Raw genomic sequence first — 19,284 nt, forward strand, 5'->3', positions numbered from 1 at the left:
AGGCGAAACGATAAGACCAAAGAGACCGGCCAATGACGAAGCCCCTGATGACGAAGCCGGTGCTGACCGCGGTGCTGACCGGCAAGGCGGTGCCGTTCGGACGGCCAAACACGCAGAGCGCCATCGGCAAGCAACCGACCGACGCCGCGGTCGCCATCGGCCCGGCCGGGCTGGAGGGCGACGAGCAGGCCGACCGCCGCAACCATGGCGGGCCGGACAAGGCGGTCCACCATTACCCCTTCGACCATTATGCGGCATGGCGCGCCGACCTGCCCGCCCCCGCCCCGCTGCTGGATGCCGTCGGCGCCTTCGGCGAGAACCTCTCGACCCAGGGCCTGACCGAGGAGACGGTCTGCGTCGGCGACGTCTTCCGCATCGGCACGGCGGTCTTGCAGGTCAGCCAGGGGCGCCAGCCCTGCTGGAAGCTGAACCACCGCTTCGGCGTGGCGGACATGGCGCGCCGGGTTCAGGCCACCGGCCGGACCGGCTGGTATTATCGCGTGCTGGAGCCCGGCATCGCCGCCGCCGGCGACGAGGTCGCCCTGATCGAACGCCCCCTGCCCGACTGGCCGCTGGCCCGCATCCTGCGCGCCTTCTATCACGATACCGGCGACCTCCCGACGCTGGCCGGCATCGCGGCGCTGGAGCCGCTGGCACCCGGCTGGCGCACGCTGGCCCAGCGCCGGGTGGAGAGCGGCCGGGTGGAGGATTGGACCAGCCGCCTCGGCGAGTGATCCGCGCCGTTCGGATTTCCGGACGCCCAAGAGCGGGCGCATCCGGAAATCCGAACGGGCGCTGCTCTGACCAACAGTAAAATCGTCATAGATCAATCGCTTGGCAGGCCACCGCCCGCCGATGCGCCTTGGCATGCCCGTTGCTCTTGTCCGGAAGCGTTCCGCCACCCGGTCCCGACCCGTTCGGGGCCGGCTTCCATCGACCGCAATCCGGCCGGCGCGAAAGGTGAGGTAACAGGACAATGAACAAACAGACGACGCTGATCATCGTCGCCATGCTGCTGGGCATCGTCACCGGCTATGTCTGCAACAGCCTGTTCGACGCGGCCGCGGCCAAGGAGATCGCCGGCTATTTCGCGATGGTGACGGACATCTTCCTGCGCCTGATCAAGATGATCATCGCGCCGCTGATCTTCGCCACCCTGGTCGCCGGCATGGCCGGCATGGGCGACGCCCGCACCGTCGGCCGCATCGGCGGCAAGGCGGTCGGCTGGTTCCTGATGGCGTCCTTCGCGTCGCTGTTCATCGGGCTGATCTTCGCCAACCTGCTGCAGCCGGGCGCCAATGTCGGCGTGCCGCTGCCCGATGCGGCGGCCAGCGCCGGCCTGAAGACCTCCGCCCTGAACCTGAAGGATTTCCTCACCCACGTCTTCCCGCGCAATTTCTTCGAAGCGATGGCGAACAACGAGATCCTGCAGATCCTGATCTTCTCGGTCTTTGTCGGCCTCGCCATCGGCCAGCTGCGCGACACCAAGGCCGGCCTGCTCGCCCGCTCGATCGAAGAGGTCGTGCCGGTGATGCTGAAGGTCACCGACTATGTCATGCGCTTCGCCCCCATCGGCGTCTTCGCCGCCGTCGCCAACGTGGTGACGACGCAGGGCCTCGGCGTCCTGGCCGTCTACGGCAAGTTCATGGGCAGCTTCTATCTGACGCTGGCGGTCCTGTGGGCGACGCTGATCTTCGCCGGCTTCGTCGTGCTGAAGGGCGAGGTCTTCCGGCTGGTGAAGGCTCTGCGTCAGCCGATGCTGCTGGGCTTCTCCACCGCGTCCAGCGAATCCGCCTATCCCCGCGTGATGGAAGAACTCAAGGCCTTCGGCGTTAGTGAGCGGGTGATCGGCTTCGTCCTGCCGCTCGGATATTCCTTCAATCTCGACGGCTCGATGATCTACACGACCTTCGCGTCGCTGTTCATCGCCCAGGCCTATGGCATACCGCTGACGCTGGAACAGCAGATCGTCATGCTGCTGGTGCTGATGGTGTCGAGCAAGGGCATCGCCGGCGTTCCGCGCTCCTCCCTGGTGGTGGTGGCCGCGGTGCTGCCGATGTTCCACCTGCCGGAGGCCGGCGTGCTGCTGATCATGGGCATCGACCATTTCCTCGACATGGGCCGCACCGCCACCAACGTGCTGGGCAACGGCATCGCCACCACCGTCGTCGCCAAGTGGGAGAACGCCATCGGCGCGCAAGAGGACGAAGAGGAGGCCGGCGCCGCCCTGCCCTCCCCCGCCGCTGCCGAGTGACGGGCTGATATCCTGGCCGATTTCCTGAGGGACCGGTCCCGAAGACGGGCGGGCAATGGGACGGGGGCTTCTGCTATGATGCGGCGGCCCCTTTCCCTGCCCGCCTTTTTCATGCCCGTCACCAGACGCCTCCGCACCATCGGCCTTCTGCTGCCGGCCCTCGCCGGTCTGGCCCTGCTTGCCGGCGGCGTCGGCTTCCGCGTCAGCGAAGGGATGGGGTTGGCCGCCCTGCAGGAGACCGGGCACCACCGGCTCGACCTCTATGCCGGGAGCCTGGAGCGCGAGATCGACAAATACGCCTATTTCCCGGCCACGCTGGGGCTGGAGCGCGACGTGCTCGACCTCGTCTCCGGCCGCGCCCCGCTGGCCTGGGGACTGAACCGCTATCTGGAGCGGCTGAACGAGCGGGCTGGCACCCTGTCGATCTATGTGCTGAACCGCCAGGGCCGGGTGCTGGCCGCCAGCAACTGGAACCGCCCCGACAGCTTCATCGGCGAGGATCTGTCCTACCGCCCCTATTTCGTCGAGGCCGCCGCCGGCCGCCAGGGCCGCTTCTTCGGCGTCGGCACCACACGGGGGGAGGCCGGCTATTACCTGTCCGCCCCCCTGTCGGAGGACGGCGCCATCGTCGGCGTCGCGGTGGTGAAGGTCAGCCTGGAGCAGCTGGAACAGGGCTGGTCGACGGTGGAGGCGCCGGTGCTGGTCACCGACGAGAACGGCGTGGTCATCCTCGCCTCCGTCCCCTCCTGGAAATTCACCACCCTGCGGCCGATGGACGAGCCGACCCGCCGCCATTTCGACCAGACCCTGCAATACAACGCCCGTCCGCTGCCGCCGCTGGGCCTGACGCCGGTCAGCCGAATCGCCGAGGATGCCGAACTGGTGCGCCTGCCCCGCCCGCCCGGGGGGCAGTTGGAGGAAACGGTCTTCCCGGTGTCCGGCGGCTTCCTGGCCCAGACCGCGCCGCTGCACGGCACCGGCTGGACGATGACCGTGCTGTCGCCGGTGGCGCAGGTGACCGGCATGGCCTGGACCCGCGCCGCCCTGGCCGCCGTCGGCAGCGCTTTCCTCGGTATCCTGCTGCTGATGTGGATGCAGCGCCGCCGCCACCTGCACGACCTCGAACGCAAGGTGGAGGAGCGCACCCGCACCCTGCGCGCCGCCCAGGACGAACTCGTCCATGCCGGCAAGCTGGCGGTGATCGGCCAACTCTCCGCCGGTCTGGCGCATGAGCTGAACCAGCCGCTGGCGGCGCTGCGCACCCTGTCCGGCAACAGCGTCAAGTTCCTCCAGCGCGGCAATCTGGAGGCGGCGCAAGGCAATCTGGAGCGCATCGCCGCCCTGGTCGACGCCATGGGCGCCCTGACCAGCCAGCTGAAATCCTTCGCCCGCAAATCCTCCGGCGCCCCCCGCCCGGTGGCGGTGCGCCGGCCGATCGACAACGCGCTGTTCCTGCTCGACCAGCGGCTGCGGCGCTCCGGCGTCGCCGTTCACCTCGACGTGCCGGAGGAGGTCACGGCGCTCTGCGACCCCAACCGGCTGGAGCAGGTGCTGGTCAATCTGGTCGCCAACGGCCTGGACGCGCTGGCCGGGCGCGAGGACGGCAGGCTGGCGCTCACCGCCCGGACGGAGGATGGCCGGGTCCGCATCGACGTCGCCGACAACGGTCCCGGCCTGTCCGCCGACGTGCTGCCCCGCCTGTTCGAACCCTTCTTCACCACCAAGGAGGGGGCCAAAGAGGGTGGTGGTGGGCTCGGCTTGGGGCTTGCCATCTCGGCCGGGATCGTGCGTGACTTCGGCGGCGCCCTGACCGGGGCGAACGGTCCGGATGGCGGGGCGGTGTTCACCATCGACCTCCCCGCCGCCACCCCTCCAACCGACCCGTCCGCCACCCTGGCCGCCGTCCAGGCCGGAGACCTCATATGTCCGACGCTGCCCTCCCCGCCCTGAAGGTCCTCATCGTCGAGGATGACCCGAACGTCAGCCTCGGGTGCCAGCAGGCATTGGAGCTGGAGGACATCCCGACCCAGGCGGTGGACAGCGCGGAGAAGGCCCGCCGGCTGGTGGCCGACGGCTTTCCCGGCATCGTCGTCACCGATATCCGCCTGCCGGGCATGGACGGGATGGCGCTGCTGGCCGAACTGCTGGCAAGCGATCCCGACCTTCCGGTGGTTCTGATGACCGGCCATGGCGACGTTGCGATGGCGGTGCAGGCGATGAAGCTCGGCGCCCACGACTTCATCGAGAAGCCCTTCTCCCCCGACTATCTGGTCGAGGTGGTGCGCCGCGCCCTGGACAAGCGCCGTCTGACCCTGGAGGTGCGCGACCTGCGCGCGCGCCTGCAGAACCGCGACAGCATCGAGGCACGGCTGGTCGGCGGATCGCCGCAGATGGAGCGGGTGCGCCGGCTGATCGGCGAGCTGGCCAACTCCGCCGCCGACGTGCTGATCCATGGCGAGACCGGCTCCGGCAAGGAACTCGCCGCCCGCTGCCTGCACGATGCCGGCCCGCGCCGAAGCGGCAACTTCGTCGCCATCAACTGCGGCGGCCTGCCGGAAAGCCTGATCGACAGCGAGATCTTCGGCCACGAGGCCGGCGCCTTCACCGGGGCCGGCAAGCGCCGCATCGGCAAGGTGGAGCATGCCAACGGCGGCACCCTGTTCCTCGACGAGATCGAGAGCATGCCGATGCCGGTGCAGATCAAGTTCCTTCGCGTGCTTCAGGAACGCACGCTGGAGCGGCTTGGCTCCAACACCCCTGTCCACGTCGATTGCCGGGTGATCGCCGCGACCAAGGTGGATTTGCGCGAATTGGCCGACCGCGGGCAGTTCCGTGCCGACCTCTATTACCGCCTGAATGTCGCCAACCTGCCGCTGCCCCCTTTGCGCGACCGGCGCGAGGACATCCCCCTGCTGTTCGAACAGTTCACCCTGCAGGCCGCCGCCCGCCACGGCCGCCCCGTCCCGCCGCCGGATGTGGAACGCATGCGCCGCCTGATGGCCTACGACTGGCCGGGCAACGTGCGCGAACTGCACAATGTCGCCGACCGCTGCGTGCTCGGCATCGAACAGGGCTTCCCCCCCTTCGCCAGCGCCCACCCCGCCACCGGCCGCCCGTTGGCCGAGTCTGTGGAGGCCTTCGAGCGCGCGCTCATCGCCGACACCCTGCGCCGCACCGACCACAGCCTCGCCCGCGCCGCGGAGGAACTGCAGATCGCCAAGACCACGCTGCACGACAAGATCAGGAAATACGGGCTGTCGTGACGTTGGCGCTCAGGAGGCGCAACGTTACACAGGAGACGTGCGAAGCTCCGGCGGTATGGATTCAATTGCCCATGCGGGCAAATTCAAAGCCAGTTTGGTCGTCCGGTCCATTTCGCGTTTCAGCAGCAGGCGCCGTTGTCCGCCGGAATTGTCGAAGATCCATGTGCGGTGTGCGATGGCAGCCGCATCAGCCAGAGCCGCCATGCTACGCCCATAGCGACGCAGAATAGCTTCCTTTGGCACATCATGGCCGCCCATGAGAACGCGCGTCCGCACGCGCGCGGCGGAAATTGCAACATTGCCGATGCCGATGAAGATGAGATTGACCTTATAGCCGGCGTCCCGCGCCCGTCGCATCAAAGCCAACTCGCTCTTGCCGGTCAGCGTCGTTTCCATCGCGAAGGTTTCATTCCGGCGCAGGTGTTCTTCGCGAAGCTCCAATGCGACGCGGCCCGCCCGCATGTGGGCCGCCAAGCTGTTCACATCATCCGGATCGAGATCGCGTGCAATGTCATCGGCATTCACGAACGGAAGCCGTCCGATGATGAAGCGACGGGCGGTGGTCGACTTGCCGGCGCCGTTCGGACCGGCAAGCACCCAAATCTGCGGTCGGATCATTCCGTGAGCAGCGAAACCAGGCGTTCGTCACCGGTCGAGAAGTCGACCAGCTCTTTTCGCCCCTCCGGATACTCTTTGATGACGCAGCCCGGCGGCGTGTCGTCCCGGGTGTAGTAAACCGGCACACCGGCATGGAGCACCCGCCGCATTTCCGTCCCGTCATCCTGCTCCAGCTGAGATTCGAAATGACGTTCCTGTTCGGGTGTCATCCTGTCCAGCGTGCCGGGTGTCAGATCCATCGGTTGCCCATCCAAGCGAGTCCTTCATCGATAATGAACAGTAAGACCGACGCGGCGGGATGACAAATCACATTCCGAGAAGGCTGAGCCCTGCCGTCGGCTGAGATAGCGCGACGATCACCCCCACAGCACCGCTTCGATCCCGGCGGCGATGCCCAGCAGGCTGCGGTCGCTGCCGCGCCGCCCCATCGCCATCAGCCCGACCGGCAACCCGTCGGCGGGAACCTGCAGGGAGATGGCCGGCAGGTCGAACAGGTTGGCGACGCGGGTGTTGCGCAGCAGCGCCAGATTGACGCGGTGGAAGGCCGCATCCTCCAGCACTTCCGATATGGCCGGCGCCGTCATTGGCACCGTCGGCAGCAGCAGGACCGGATGGCGGGTCAGCCGCTCGTCCATCAGCCGGATCAGGTCGGCGCGGCGGCGCAGCATGCGGACATAATCGGCGGCGGGCGCCTTGCCGCCGGCCTCGATCCGCGCGCGGGTCTTCGGATCGATGCCGTCGAGCGCCGTGATGCCGAGTTCGGCCAGCGTCGCCGCCAGTTCGATGGCGGTGAAGACGCCGATACGGTCCAACTCCGCCAGCGCATCCAATTCCGTCTCGATGGAGCCGTCGACGATGTGCGCCCCGGCCGCGCGCAGCCGGTCAAGCGCCGCCTCGAACGCGGCGGCGACGGCGGGCTCGACACCGTCGAACAGCCGGCCGCGCGGCACCAGGAAGGACTGCCCGGCAACCGGCAGCGCCGGCAACGGCGCCGCATCGCCGTCGGAAAGCACGCTGTCCAGCAAGGCCGCATCGGCGACGGTGGCGGCGACCGGCCCGATGACGTCCAGCGTCGGCGACAGCGGGAACGCCCCCTCGGCCGGCAGGCGCCCGGCGGACGGCTTGAAGCCGACGGCGCCGGACAGGGCGGCCGGGATGCGCAGCGATCCGCCGGTGTCGCTGCCCAGTGCGATCTCCGCCATGCCGTCCGCCACCGAGATCACCGCCCCCGACGACGACCCTCCGGGTACCCGCGAGCGGTCACGCGGATTGCCGGGATTGCCGTAATGGGGATTGATGCCGACGGCGGAGAAGGCGAACTCCGTCATGTGGGTCCGGCCGATGATCACCGCGCCGGCCGCACGCAGCCGGGCCACCGCACGGGCATCGCGCGATGCCGCCGGCTGGCCGCGCAGGATGGCGGACCCGGCCGCCGTGGTCTCGCCCGCCACATCGAACAGAGCCTTGACCGAGACGATCCGCCCGTCGAGCGGCCCCAGCGACCGGCCGGCCGCCGCCCGGCGGTCGCTGGCCATGGCGGCGGCGCGCGCCTCGTCCGCAAAGACCTCGGTGAAGACCAGGGCGCCCTGCCGCTCCGGGTCGGCGATCCGGGAGAGCGCCGCCTCAACCCTGTCGGCGGCGGAGGCGAGGGAGGCGGGCGGCACGGTCATGGCAGGCTCCTGACGGGACATGGAATGGGGCACGCATCGGCGCGGCGCCCAATCGCATGTGCCACATCGCCGCCGGGTTGGCGATAGCGATGATGCGGGCCAGCCCCGACCCGTCGATCACACCCGCATGCCGGCGGTTGCCTTCAGCGAGTCCTGGATCTCGCCCGCCAACTGGTCGGCGATCGGCCCGACGATCACCTGGACCGAGTTGGCCGACGGCTTCACCACGCCGCGGGCGCCGATCCGCTTCAACTCCACCTCATTCACCCGACTGGCATCGACGACATTCAGGCGCAGGCGGGTGGTGCAGGCCTCCACCGAACGCAGATTGCCGGCACCGCCCAGCGCGGCGACATAGGCGCCGGCCCGGTCGCTGGCGACCGCCACCGGCGCGGCGGCGGGACGGATTCCCACGGCGGCCGGGGCCTGGCCGGCGGGAACGGCGACATCGTCGCGGCCCAGCGTCTTCAGATCGAAGCGCTGGATGACGAAGCGGAACAGTCCGTAATAGACGGCGAAGTACACCGCCCCCACCGGCAGAAGCAGGATCGGGTTGGTCGCCTTGCCGTAATTCAGCACATAGTCGAACAGGCCGGCCGAGAAGCCGAAGCCCAGCTTCACGTTCAGCACGTCCATCAGAACCATCGACAGGCCGGTCAGCACGGCATGGACGGCGAACAGCACCGGCGCCAGGAACATGAAGGCGAATTCCACAGGCTCCGTCACGCCGGTCAGGAAGGCGGTCAGCGCCATCGACAGCAGCACGCCGCCGACCGCCGCGCGGTTCTCCGGCTTGGCGGTGTGGTACATGGCGAGACATGCGGCGGGCAGGCCGAACATCATCACCGGGAAGAAGCCGGCCATGAAGGCGCCGGCCGTCGGGTCGCCCTTGAAGAAGCGGTTCAGGTCGCCGGTGACGCCCTGGTAATCGCCCAGCAGGAACCACGCGATGTTGTTGATGATGTGGTGCAGGCCGGTGATGATCAGGATGCGGTTCAGCACGCCATAGAGGAACAGGCCGAACTCGCCCAGCCCCAGCACGCCGGTGGTCAGCGCGGTCAAGCCTGAATCGACGATGGGCCAGCCATAGCCGAAGACCAGCGCGATCCCCAGCGCCGCCAGACCGGTGACGATGGGCACGAAGCGCCGCCCGCCGAAGAAGGCGAGATAGTCCGGCAGCTTGATGTCCTTGTACTTGTTATAGAGCTGGCCGGCGATGATGCCGATCAGGATGCCGACCGGGATGCTGATGCGGCTGGACATCTTCGCCACCAGCTCCGGCGCGACGCCGCTCAGCACCACCGCGCCCTTCACCGCGACGAAATAGCCGACCGCGCCGGCCAGACCGGCGGCGCCATGGTTCTCCCGCGCGAAACCGATGGCGATGCCGACGGCGAACAGGACGCCCAGGTTGGAGAAGACGGCGTCGCCCGCCGCGGCGATGAAGGCGATGTTCAGCAGGTCGGGCTGGCCGATGCGCAGCAGCAGCCCGGCGATGGGCAGCACGGCGATCGGCAGCATCAGCGCCCGCCCCAGCCTCTGGACGCCCGAGAAGCGGTCGCCCGGCAAACGATCAGCAGACATTCGGACGTCTCCCAGTGAAACGGGCCCCGGCCTCACAGTGCCGGACCCGTCATGTTGGTCATTTTCGCGTTATCAGTTTGGCCTGCTCCATCGCCCGGCGCAGGTTGCCGCCGGTCTCGGTCAGCAGCCGGTCGATGTCGGGCGCCTCCAGCCCGGCCAGGCCCAGAACGGCGCGGCGCACGTCGCCATGCCGTTCCAGCGCCGCCCCGGCCGCCGTCTCGTCCACCCCGGCGATGCGGGCGACCATGGCAGTGCAGCGGCGGCGGAGCTTGGCGTTCTCCGGCCGGACATTGATCATCAGGTTGTCGTAGACATTGCCGAGCGCCGTCATGACGCCGGTCGAAAACAGGTTCAGCACCACCTTCTGCGCAGTGCCGGCGCCAAGCCGGGTGGAGCCGGCGATCACCTCCGCCCCCGTGGCGGTCAGCACCGGATGCTCCACCGCCTCCAGCAGGGGCGATCCGGCGCTGCTGGCGATGCCCATGGTCAGCGCCCCCGCCTCCCGCGCGGCGCGCAGGACGCCGACGGTGTAGGCGCTGGCCCCGCTGGCCGACAGCCCGACCACTACGTCGGCGGCGGAGATCCCCGCCCGCCCGGCATCGGCGCGGCCGGCCCCCTCGTCGTCCTCCGCCGCCCCGGCCAGCCCGCGCGACAGGTCGAGCCCGCCGGCGATCAGCAGCACCAGACGCTCCGCCGGCCAGTCGAAGGTCGGCCCCAGATCCAGCCCGTCGAGCGCCGCCACCATCGCCGACGACCCCGCCCCGGCATAGACAAGCCGACCCTGTCCGCCGGACGGACCTCCGCCGGACAGGCGCCCGGCCGCGGCCTCCACGGCGGCGGCGACCATCGGCAATGCCGGAACGCAGGCGGCCAGCGCCCGCGTCTGCCCTTCCCAGAGCGCAGTCATCAGTTCGGCGGCCGGCCACACGTCCAGCCGGCCGTACCGGTTCGCCGCATCCTCGGTGCCGCTTGCCATTCCCCGGCTCCGCTGTCGCTCCGGCGCATGGACCGGAGGTTGGTGGTATTAGATTGGACTGTATGTGCAGAATACCAAAATCCGGACATTCCGCAATCTGAAACTGGTCACAATCGTGCGCGGCACCGCCGGCTGCCGTCCGGGCCTGTTGCCCAAAGGCCTTTCAGTGGTATCATGCCGGTCCCGGAGCACTGGAGTGGTTGCCGATGTCCACCGCCGCCCCCGCGGCCCCGTTCGACCCCGCCGCCCTGTCGGATGCCCTGCCCCTGCCGCTGTATCTCCAACTGGCGCGGCATCTGCGGACGCTGATCGTCGAAGGCCGGCTGACCGACCAGGACGCCCTTCCCGGCGAGCGGGAGCTGGCGGAAACCTTCGGGGTGTCGCGCGTCACCGTGCGCAAGGCGCTCCGCGAACTGATCGCGGAGGGGCTGCTGCACCAGCGCCAGGGTGCCGGCACCTTCATCAACCGCAGCCCCCATGTCGAACAGCGCCTGTCCGCCCTGACCAGCTTCACCGAGGACATCGGCGGGCGCGGGCTGAGGCCGGATTCACGCTGGCTCGGCCGCTCCGTCGCCACCGCGACGCCGGAGGAGGCGATGGCGCTGGGGCTGCGGCCGGGGGCGGAGGTGGTGCGGCTGCACCGGCTGCGGCTGGCCGACGGCACCCCGCTCGCCATCGAACTCAGCGCCCTGCCGACCAGCGTCCTGCCCGACCCCGATCTGGTGCAGGGCTCGCTGTACGAGACCCTGCGCGCGCGCGGCCATCCGCCCTTCCGGGCACTGCAACGCTTGTCTGCCATTCGCCTGCCGACGGATCAGGCGACGCTTCTGGGGGTTCCGGACGGCGCCCCCGCCCTCTACATTGAGCGCCGCACCTTCCTGGAGAACGGAACCCCCCTGGAGTTCGTCCGTTCCCACTACCGCGGCGACGCCTATGACTTCGTCGTGGAGCTGTCGCTGGTCTGATCCCCCCGGACCAATCCGTCCCGCAAAGAAATATCCGACGAGAGCGCGCGATGAAGCCTGCCCTTGATACACCGTTCCGTGTCCGCGCCATCCTGTTCGACATGGACGGCACCCTGATCGACACCAAGGGTCCCGTGGAGCGCTCCTGGCGCCGCTGGGCCGCCCGGCACGACCTGGATCCCGATGCCATCCTCGCCGCCTGCCACGGCGTCCGCAGCATCGAGACCGTCCGCCGCTTCGCCCCCGCCGGCGCCGACATCGAGGAAGAGGTGCGGCTGGTGGAGGAGTGCTACACCAACGACGTCGAAGGCGTGCGCGCCGTCCCCGGAGCGCTGGAGATTCTGCAGTCCCTGCCTCGCCACCGCTGGGCGGTGGTGACCTCCGCGCCGCAGGACATGGCGCGGAAGCGCATCGCCCAGGCCGGCCTGCCCCTGCCCGACCTGCTGATCGGCGCCGACATGGTCACCCACGGCAAGCCCCACCCCGAAGGCTACCGCACCGCCGCCGAGAAGCTTGGCTTCCACCCGCGCGACACCGTGGTGTTCGAGGACGCCCCGGCGGGCCTGGAGGCCGGCCATGCCGCCGGCGCCCTGGTGATCGCGCTGACCACGACTCTGCCGGCTGAGGAATTGGACGGCAACCTGTGCCTGCCCGACCTGACGGCGCTGCGGGTGCGCGTGGAGGAGGATGGGCTGGAAATCGTGGCGATGGCTGGGTGATCATTGCGAGGTGAGACCCCCACCTAGCCTCCCCCGCTGGGCGGGGGAGGGACTGCCGCCACTCTCCCGCGCAAGCACTTGTCCCCTCCCCCGCCCAGCGGGGGAGGGTCAGGGTGGGGGCAATCGACAGCCGATACCTGCCCACCCTAGGCCCCCCGCCACTCCCCCTCGACCCAAGTCCCCTTCACCGTCAGATCCGGCCGCAGCAGCACCAGATCCGCCCGCCAGCCCGGCGCGATCCGCCCGCGCTCGCCGGCCATCCCCAGGAACTCCGCCGGATAGAGCGACGCCATGCGCAGCGACTCCTCCAGCGGCAGACCGATCAGTGTTCCGGCATTGCGCACCGCCGTCGCCATGTCGAGGTCCGCCCCGGCCAGCGTCCCGTCGGCCAGCACCAGCCGGCCGTCGCGCCGGTAGATCGTCCGTCCGTTCAGCTCGAAGCGATCCGCGTCGGTCCCCGTCGGCGGCATCGCGTCGGTCACCAGCATCATCCGCCCGCGCGGCCGGGCGGCCAGCGCCGCGCGCATCATCAGCGGATGGACGTGGTGCCCGTCGGCGATCAGTCCGCACCAGGGCCGCCCGTCGCCCAGCGCCGCCCCGGCAGGTCCCGGCTGCCGGTTGGCGATGCCGGGCATGGCGTTGTAGAGGTGCGTCACCCCGCGCACGCCGAGATCGAAGGCCTCCACCACCCGCTCGGCGCTCGCCATCGTGTGGCCGACCGACAGGATCACCCCGGCGGCCATCAGCCGCGACAGCGCCGCATCCTCCACGCATTCCGGCGCCAGCGTCAGCAGCACCCGCCCGCCCGGCATGCGTGCCGGCAGCCCGCCGATGAAGTCCAGGTCGCCCTCGTCCGGCGCGCGGACGAAGCGCGGGTCATGGGCGCCGACCCGCTGCGGGCTGATGAAGGGACCTTCGAAATGGATGCCCAGCACGCCGCTTCCCGGCTGCGCCACCGCCGTCACCGCGGCCTCGGCGGCGGCGCGGTGGCAGTCGGGGGTGTCGGTGATGATGGTCGGCAGCAGGCCGGTGGTGCCGAAGCGCCGGTGCGCCGCGGCGATGGCGAGCGCCCCCTCCGCCGTCGGCCGTTCGTTGAACAGCACGCCGCCGCCGCCATTGACCTGGATGTCGAGGAACCCGGGGGCCAGCAGGTCGCCCGCCTCCAGCGCCACCGTCCAGTCGACATCCGGCGGGGTGCGGCCGGGGGCGACGATGTCGAGGATGCGGCCATCGGCGACCAGCAGGCTGCGGCCGTCGAGGATGGTCTCGCCCGTGAAAATCCGGGCGCCGGTCAGGAGCTGTCGCATCAGACGGTCTTCGTCACTTTGGCAAGGTTGGGCGGCCTGTCGGGGTCGATGCCGCGGGCCAGCGCCAGTTCATAGACCGCGCCGTAGAAGCTCTGCAACGCCGCCAGCGGCGCCGCCTCCGGCGCGATCCCCGGCAGGCTGGGCAGCGGGGTGGTTCCGGCAAGTCCGGCCTCGGTGGTAGCGACCGCGGCGCCCAGTCCGACGATGCGTTCAACCACCGCGCGGGTGTGGGGTTCCGCCGCGTCGGCCTGGGTCAGGGCCAGCACCGGGAAGCCGGGGCCGACCAGCGCCAGCGGGCCATGCACGACCTCCGCCGCGCTGAAGGCCTCGGCATGCAGGCGGCAGGTCTCCTTGAACTTCAGCGCCATCTCCAGCGCCGCGCCGAAGCCGACCCCACGTCCCAGCACATAGAGGTTCCGTGCGGTGGCGAGCGGCATCAGCGCCGGTTTCCAGTCCAGCGCCTTGGCCGCCTCCAGCGTGTCGGGCAGGGCCGCCAGGGTCGCCTTCAACGCCGAATCGTCCTGCCAATGCGCCACCAGCTGCAGATAGGCGGCCAGCGAGGCGATGCAGGATTTCGTCGCGGCGACGCTACGCTCCGGCCCGGCCGCCAGCGGCAGGAAGTGGTCGCACATCTCCGCCAGCGGCGAGTCCTCCGCATTGACGAAGCCCACCACCAGCGCCCCGCCGGCCTTCGCCGCCTCCACCAGCCGCAGCAGGTCCGGGCTGCGCCCCGACTGCGACACCGCGACGAACAGCGCGCCCTCCAGGCTCAGATGCCCGCCATAGACCGAGGCGATCGACGGCCCGATGGAGGCCACCGCCCGGCCGATCCGCGTCTCGATCAGGTATTTGCCATAGGCCGAGGCATGGTCGGAGCTGCCGCGGGCGCAGGTGACGACGAAGCGCGGCGGCTCGCGGCGCAGACGCGCGCCCAGTTCGGCAAAGCCGGCGCCGCAGCGCGTGATCTGCCGGGCCACCGCGGCGGGCGCCTCCGCCGCCTCCGCCGCCATCAGGGGAGTGGGACGGGACGGCTTGAAATCTGGATTGCCCGGATCGGTCATGGCGGCGCTCGCGATTGACTGGTATAGATACCAATGTAAGACCTTCTTGCGCCGGAGGCCAGCGTCCATTGGTGGAATCGCATCATGACAACTGCCGCAATGCGGAAAAGAAAAGCGGCGCGATCCGGATAAGATCGCGCCGCCGAATGGAACCACTCAAATACCAGACCGAGGGTCCGCTATTCCGCGGCGCGGCGCCCGCCCGGCAGCATGCCGGTCATCGCGCCGGCCAGCGCGTCGGCGTCGTTGCCGACGATCAGGTCGATGCCGTTGGCACCCAGCCCCATCACCGCGCGCACGCCGGCCCGCTTCAGCGCCTCGGCATTCGCCTTGCCGGCGTCGGTCAGTTCGACCCGCAGGCGGGTGGTGGCGAAGGCGGCCAGCGTCTTGATGTTGCCGGCCCCGCCCAGCGCCTCGGCGATGCGGGCGGCACGCTCGGTCGGCACCGGCGCCACGGCCGATGCGGCGACCGTCTGCACCGCAACCGGCGCCTGAACGGCCGGGCCGTCGGCTTCCGAACCGGCGCTATGCAGATACTCCTGCATCTCCGTCTTCAGATTCTCCGACAGGGTGCCGAATACCGCCTGCACGCTGTCGCGCACCCGCAGCACGCCCGACGCACCCATGCCGCGCAGCTTGCCTTCGTCCACCCGCCCCGGATCTTTCACCACCACGCGCAGGCGGGTGATGCAGGCGTCCAGATTGCTGATGTTGCCCCGCCCGCCGAAGGCCAGCACGAGGTCGCGCGCCCGCTCGCTGCCGGTGGCAGTGCTGATGCCCTCTTCCGTCGCGTCCTCGCGGCCGGGGGTCTTCAGGTTCAGCGCCTGGATGGTGTACCGGAACACGACATAATAGATCGCCGCATAGACCGGCCCCAGGATCAGCACCAGCCACCATTTCTGCGAATAGGGGCTGAGCACGTTGAACAGCACGAAGTCGATGCCGCCTTGGGAGAAGGTGAAGCCCATATGGGCGCCCAGCGAGTTCATGATGAACTGCGAGGTCGCCGCCAGCACCGCATGGATCAGGTACAGAACCGGCGCCAGGAACAGGAAGCTGAACTCGATCGGCTCGGTGATACCGGTCAGGAAGGAGGTCAGCGCGGCGGAGATCATGATGCCGCCGACCCGCACCCGGTTCTCCGGCTTGGCGGCATGCCACATGGCGATGGCCGCGGCCGGAAGGCCGAACATCTTGAACAGGAAGGCGCCGGACAGGATGCCGCCGGTGGGGTCGCCGGCGAAATAGCGGTTGATGTCGCCATGCACGATCTGGCCGGCGGCGGTCTGGAAGGACCCGATCTCGAAGAAGAAGGGCACGTTCCAGATATGGTGCAGGCCGAAGGGGATCAGCAGCCGTTCGACGAAGCCGTAGATGGTGGCGGCCATCCGCGGGTCGTTCACCGCCGCCCAGTGCGAGAAGCTGTTGATTCCGCCCTGGATCGGCGGCCAGATTACCGACAGGACGACGCCCAGCACGATGGCGGCCAGCGCGGTGATGATCGGCACGAACCGCTTGCCGGCGAAGAATCCCAGATAGGCCGGCAGCGCGATCTTGTAGAAGCGGTTGAACATCGCCGCCGCCAGCCCGCCGGCCAGGATGCCGCCGAACACGCCGGTTTCCATCGACTTGATGCCCATGATGGTCTTCGGCTCCATGCCCCAGACCCCGGTCATCACGCCCAGCGTGGCGAGCATCACCACATAGCCGATGGTGGCGGCGATGGCCGACACGCCGTCATTCTCGGTGTAGCCCAAAGCCACGCCGATGGCGAAGATCAGCGGCAGGTTGCCGAAGATCACGTCGCCCGAACTCTTCATCAGCATCGACAGCAGCGTCGGCATCCATTCGAAGTTCGCCGCACCGATGCCCAGCAGCAGACCGGCGACGGGAAGAACCGCCACCGGCAACATCAGCGACTTGCCGATTTTCTGTAGAAACGCAAAGGGGTTCAATGCCATGGCGGCTCTCCCGCAAATTGTCCGGCGGCGGCAACATCCTTTGGCCTGGATGGGTCAGCCCAGGATGGGAAGACAACCTGACCCATGCTCAGGTTTCACGACATAGGCGACGTTGGGTGTCGGGCAAGCTTGCGGCTTATCCCCGATGCACCGCATGGGGCGCGGATTGGCCGCAGGCTTCCGCCTTTTCCGTACAGGATCTTTCGATAACATATAATCGGAATTGCGCTTGGGCTATGCGGCGTCTGCGCACAGATGGCGTCCGACAGGAGACGCCCGCCATGGGACACCCGCCCCGGTCGAAGCGATAAGAAAAGAGGACCGAACCATCATGACCTCGATCACGCTTGCAGCCCCGCTGGCCGGATGGGCCATGCCGCTGAGCGAAGTGCCCGACCCCGCCTTCGCCCAGGGGCTGGTCGGAACCGGCATGGCCATCGACCCGACGGTGAACGACCTGCGCAGCCCCTGCGACGGCATCGTGCTGTCGGTCCACCGCGCGCGCCACGCCTGCACCGTCCGCGCCGCGAGCGGGGCAGAGGTGCTGCTGCATCTGGGCGTCGACACCGTCGGCCTGAACGGCGAGGGCTTCACCGCCCATGTGCAGGACGGGCAGGCCGTGAAGACCGGCGACCGCCTGATCAGCTTCGACATGGATCTGGTGGGAAGCCGGGCGCAGAGCCTGGTCAGCATGATGGTGGTGGTCAATGACGGCTACACCGTCGACGGCCAGTCGGTGAATCGCGAGATCGCCGCCGGCGACCCGGCGATGACCGTCCATGGCGGCAGCGGCGCCGATTCGGCCCCCGCCCCGACCGCCGCCTCCGCCTCGGCCGACTCGGGCGAGACGGCGGAGCGCACCGTGCCCCTGCGCATCGCCCACGGCCTGCATGCCCGCCCCGCCGCAGCATTGGTCGCCGCCGCCAAGGCGCATCCCGGCACCGTCACCATCCTCTGCCGCGACCGCAGCGCCAACGCCAAGAGCGTCGTCGCGCTGATGGGGCTCGGCACCGTGCTGGGCGACCGGCTGACCATCCGCGCCACCGGTCCCGGCGCACAGGGCGTGGTGGAGAGCATCGCCGGCCTGATCGACAGCGGCTTGGGCGATCCCATCGTCGAAGGCGCCGCGACTCCGGCCGCAGCAACGCCCGCCGCCGCCCCCGCTCCGTCGCAGCCGGCCGCCGAGGAAGACGTCGGTCCGCCCTTCGCCCCCGGCGAGGAGGCGCTGCTGAAGGGCACCATCGCCGTGCCGGGCCAGGCGGTCGGCACCGCCGTCCGCCGTTTCCGCAGCAGCGTGCGCGTGGTCGAACAGGGCGCCGGCCCGGATGCCGAGGAGCCGCGGCTGCGGCAGGCGCTGGACCGCGTGGTCGCCGGCCTGACCCAGTCGGCGCAGCGCATGCCGGACCACGCCGCCATCTTCCAGGCCCACCGCGAGCTTCTGGACGACCCCGAACTGCTGGACGCCGCCCTCGCCGACATCCGTGCCGGCAAGAGTGCGGAATGGGCGTGGCAGCGCACGGCGCGGACGCAGGCCGACGCGCTGGCCAAGCTCGCCGATCCCCGCATGGCCGAACGCGCCGCCGACCTGCGCGATCTGGAGCAGCAGGTGCTGACCGCCCTGTCCGGCAAGGAGCCGTCGGTCGGTCTGGCCGACCTGCCGGCCGGCAGCATCGTGCTGGCCGACGAGATCCTTCCCTCCGACCTTGCCGGGGTACCGGCCGGGCGGCTGGCCGGCATCGGCATGGCGCATGGCGGCCCGACCTCCCACGCCGTCATCCTGGCCGCCGCGCTGGGCGTGCCGACGGTGGTGGCGCTGGGCCGGCAGGCGGAACGGGTGCCGGACGGCGCCCCGGTGGTGCTGGACGGCAACCGCGGCGAACTGCTGGTCTTCCCGCCGGAGGAGATGTTGGCGACCACCCGGACCGCCGTCGCCGCCCGCGCTGCCCGGCGCGAGGAGAACCGCCGCACCTCCCGCGAGGAGTGCCGCATGGCCGATGGCACCCGGATCGAGGTGTTCGCCAATCTCGGCCGGGTCAGCGACGCCCCCGGCGCGGTGGTGGAGGGGGCGGAAGGCTGCGGCCTGCTGCGCACCGAATTCCTGTTCCTGGAGCGCCAGTCCGCCCCGACCGAGGATGAGCAATACCAGCAGTACCAGCAGATCGCCGACGCGCTGGAAGGCCGGCCGCTGGTGATCCGCACACTGGACGTCGGCGGCGACAAGCCGCTGTCCTACCTGCCGCTGCCGAAGGAGGAAAACCCGGTGCTTGGCCTGCGCGGCGTCCGCGTGGGCCTGCGCGAGCCGGAGCTTCTGCGTGCGCAGATCCGCGCCATCCTGCGCGTCAAGCCGGCCGGCATCTGCCGCATCATGGTGCCGATGATCGCCTCGCCGTCCGAACTCCAGGCGGTGCGGGCGATGGTGGACGAGGAGCGGGCGAAGCTCGGCCGTGCCGAGCCGATCGAGCTGGGCGCGATGATCGAGGTGCCGGCCGCCGCCCTGATCGCCGACCGCATCGGCGCGGTGGCGGATTTCCTGTCGATCGGCACCAACGACCTGACCCAGTATGTGCTGGCGATGGACCGCGGCAACCCGCATGTGGCGGCCCAGCTCGACGCGCTGCATCCGGGCGTGCTGCGGCTGATCCGCCTTGCGGTGATGGGGGCGAAGACCCATGACCGGGTGGTGGCGGTGTGCGGCGGCTCAGCCTCCGATCCGATGGCGGCGCCTCTGCTGATCGGGCTGGGCGTGACGGAGCTGTCGGCCACCCCGGCGGTGATCGCCGACCTGAAGGCCTTCATCCGCACCCTGCGCATGAAGGATTGCCGCCGCGTCGCCGAAGCCGCACTCGGCACCGACAGCGCCGACGAGGTCCGCCGTCTGGTGGCGGAGACGTGGCCGGGGCTTTGAA

General features: G+C 69.7%; 15 protein-coding genes. 7 read left to right on the top strand and 8 right to left on the bottom strand.

Annotated features, from left to right (window positions below):
* Positions 1-32 precede the first annotated feature (32 nt).
* The 4 genes from B9N97_RS00685 to B9N97_RS00700 all read left to right on the top strand — a co-directional run bounded on the left by B9N97_RS00685 (position 33) and on the right by B9N97_RS00700 (position 5,517).
* Positions 33-734, top strand: coding sequence for an MOSC domain-containing protein (locus B9N97_RS00685; protein ID WP_348520069.1), 702 nt, complete (start codon positions 33-35; stop codon positions 732-734).
* Between the two features lie 242 nt (positions 735-976).
* A complete protein-coding gene (locus tag B9N97_RS00690; RefSeq protein WP_085082333.1) occupies positions 977-2,254 on the top strand; it encodes a dicarboxylate/amino acid:cation symporter in 1,278 nt (425 codons plus the stop codon).
* A 111-nt stretch (positions 2,255-2,365) separates the two neighbouring features.
* Positions 2,366-4,204, top strand: a complete 1,839-nt coding sequence (locus B9N97_RS00695) for a sensor histidine kinase (RefSeq protein WP_085083233.1) — start codon at positions 2,366-2,368, stop codon at positions 4,202-4,204.
* A complete protein-coding gene (locus tag B9N97_RS00700) occupies positions 4,177-5,517 on the top strand; it encodes a sigma-54-dependent transcriptional regulator (RefSeq protein WP_085082335.1) in 1,341 nt (446 codons plus the stop codon). The genes B9N97_RS00695 and B9N97_RS00700 overlap by 28 nt, the downstream gene beginning before the upstream one ends.
* 24 nt (positions 5,518-5,541) lie before the next feature.
* On the opposite strand, the gene B9N97_RS00705 is transcribed toward B9N97_RS00700, so the two are convergent.
* The 5 genes from B9N97_RS00705 to B9N97_RS00725 form a co-directional block, all read right to left on the bottom strand.
* Entirely contained in the window at positions 5,542-6,135 is a 594-nt protein-coding gene (locus tag B9N97_RS00705; RefSeq protein ID WP_085082337.1) for a zeta toxin family protein, read from the bottom strand.
* A complete protein-coding gene (locus tag B9N97_RS00710; RefSeq protein ID WP_085082338.1) occupies positions 6,132-6,374 on the bottom strand; it encodes a hypothetical protein in 243 nt (80 codons plus the stop codon). The genes B9N97_RS00705 and B9N97_RS00710 overlap by 4 nt, the downstream gene beginning before the upstream one ends.
* A gap of 117 nt (positions 6,375-6,491) precedes the next feature.
* Positions 6,492-7,805 carry an amidase gene (locus tag B9N97_RS00715; protein ID WP_085082339.1) on the bottom strand — a complete coding sequence of 438 codons (1,314 nt, stop codon included), beginning with the start codon at positions 7,803-7,805 and terminating at the stop codon, positions 6,492-6,494.
* Between the two features lie 117 nt (positions 7,806-7,922).
* The gene (gene nagE / locus B9N97_RS00720) at positions 7,923-9,389 is read right to left on the bottom strand and encodes an N-acetylglucosamine-specific PTS transporter subunit IIBC (protein ID WP_085082340.1); all 1,467 of its coding nucleotides are present in this window, start codon (positions 9,387-9,389) and stop codon (positions 7,923-7,925) included.
* Between the two features lie 58 nt (positions 9,390-9,447).
* A complete protein-coding gene (locus tag B9N97_RS00725) occupies positions 9,448-10,365 on the bottom strand; it encodes an N-acetylmuramic acid 6-phosphate etherase (RefSeq protein WP_085082341.1) in 918 nt (305 codons plus the stop codon).
* 206 nt (positions 10,366-10,571) lie between these two features.
* Here B9N97_RS00725 and B9N97_RS00730 point away from each other — a divergent pair, with 206 nt between their 5' ends.
* Both B9N97_RS00730 and B9N97_RS00735 read left to right on the top strand, forming a co-directional pair.
* Entirely contained in the window at positions 10,572-11,330 is a 759-nt protein-coding gene (locus B9N97_RS00730) for a GntR family transcriptional regulator (RefSeq protein ID WP_085082342.1), read from the top strand.
* 50 nt (positions 11,331-11,380) lie between these two features.
* Complete coding sequence (locus tag B9N97_RS00735; RefSeq protein ID WP_085082343.1) at positions 11,381-12,049, top strand: HAD family hydrolase; 669 nt, start codon at positions 11,381-11,383, stop codon at positions 12,047-12,049.
* 146 nt (positions 12,050-12,195) lie between these two features.
* Here the strand turns inward: B9N97_RS00735 and nagA are convergent, their stop codons facing one another.
* From nagA to ptsG, 3 genes are all read right to left on the bottom strand, one after another.
* The gene (gene nagA, locus B9N97_RS00740) at positions 12,196-13,356 is read right to left on the bottom strand and encodes an N-acetylglucosamine-6-phosphate deacetylase (protein ID WP_085082345.1); all 1,161 of its coding nucleotides are present in this window, start codon (positions 13,354-13,356) and stop codon (positions 12,196-12,198) included.
* Positions 13,356-14,417 carry an SIS domain-containing protein gene (locus tag B9N97_RS00745; protein WP_085082347.1) on the bottom strand — a complete coding sequence of 354 codons (1,062 nt, stop codon included), beginning with the start codon at positions 14,415-14,417 and terminating at the stop codon, positions 13,356-13,358. The genes nagA and B9N97_RS00745 overlap by 1 nt, the downstream gene beginning before the upstream one ends.
* A 179-nt stretch (positions 14,418-14,596) precedes the next feature.
* The gene (gene ptsG, locus B9N97_RS00750) at positions 14,597-16,378 is read right to left on the bottom strand and encodes a PTS glucose transporter subunit IIBC (RefSeq protein ID WP_085082349.1); all 1,782 of its coding nucleotides are present in this window, start codon (positions 16,376-16,378) and stop codon (positions 14,597-14,599) included.
* A gap of 331 nt (positions 16,379-16,709) precedes the next feature.
* Here ptsG and ptsP point away from each other — a divergent pair, with 331 nt between their 5' ends.
* Positions 16,710-19,283 carry a phosphoenolpyruvate--protein phosphotransferase gene (gene ptsP / locus B9N97_RS00755; RefSeq protein ID WP_085082351.1) on the top strand — a complete coding sequence of 858 codons (2,574 nt, stop codon included), beginning with the start codon at positions 16,710-16,712 and terminating at the stop codon, positions 19,281-19,283.
* Position 19,284: the final 1 nt, after the last annotated feature.

It is taken from the genome of Azospirillum oryzae (assembly GCF_900177515.1).
GTDB classification, from domain to species: Bacteria; Pseudomonadota; Alphaproteobacteria; order Azospirillales; family Azospirillaceae; genus Azospirillum; species Azospirillum oryzae_A.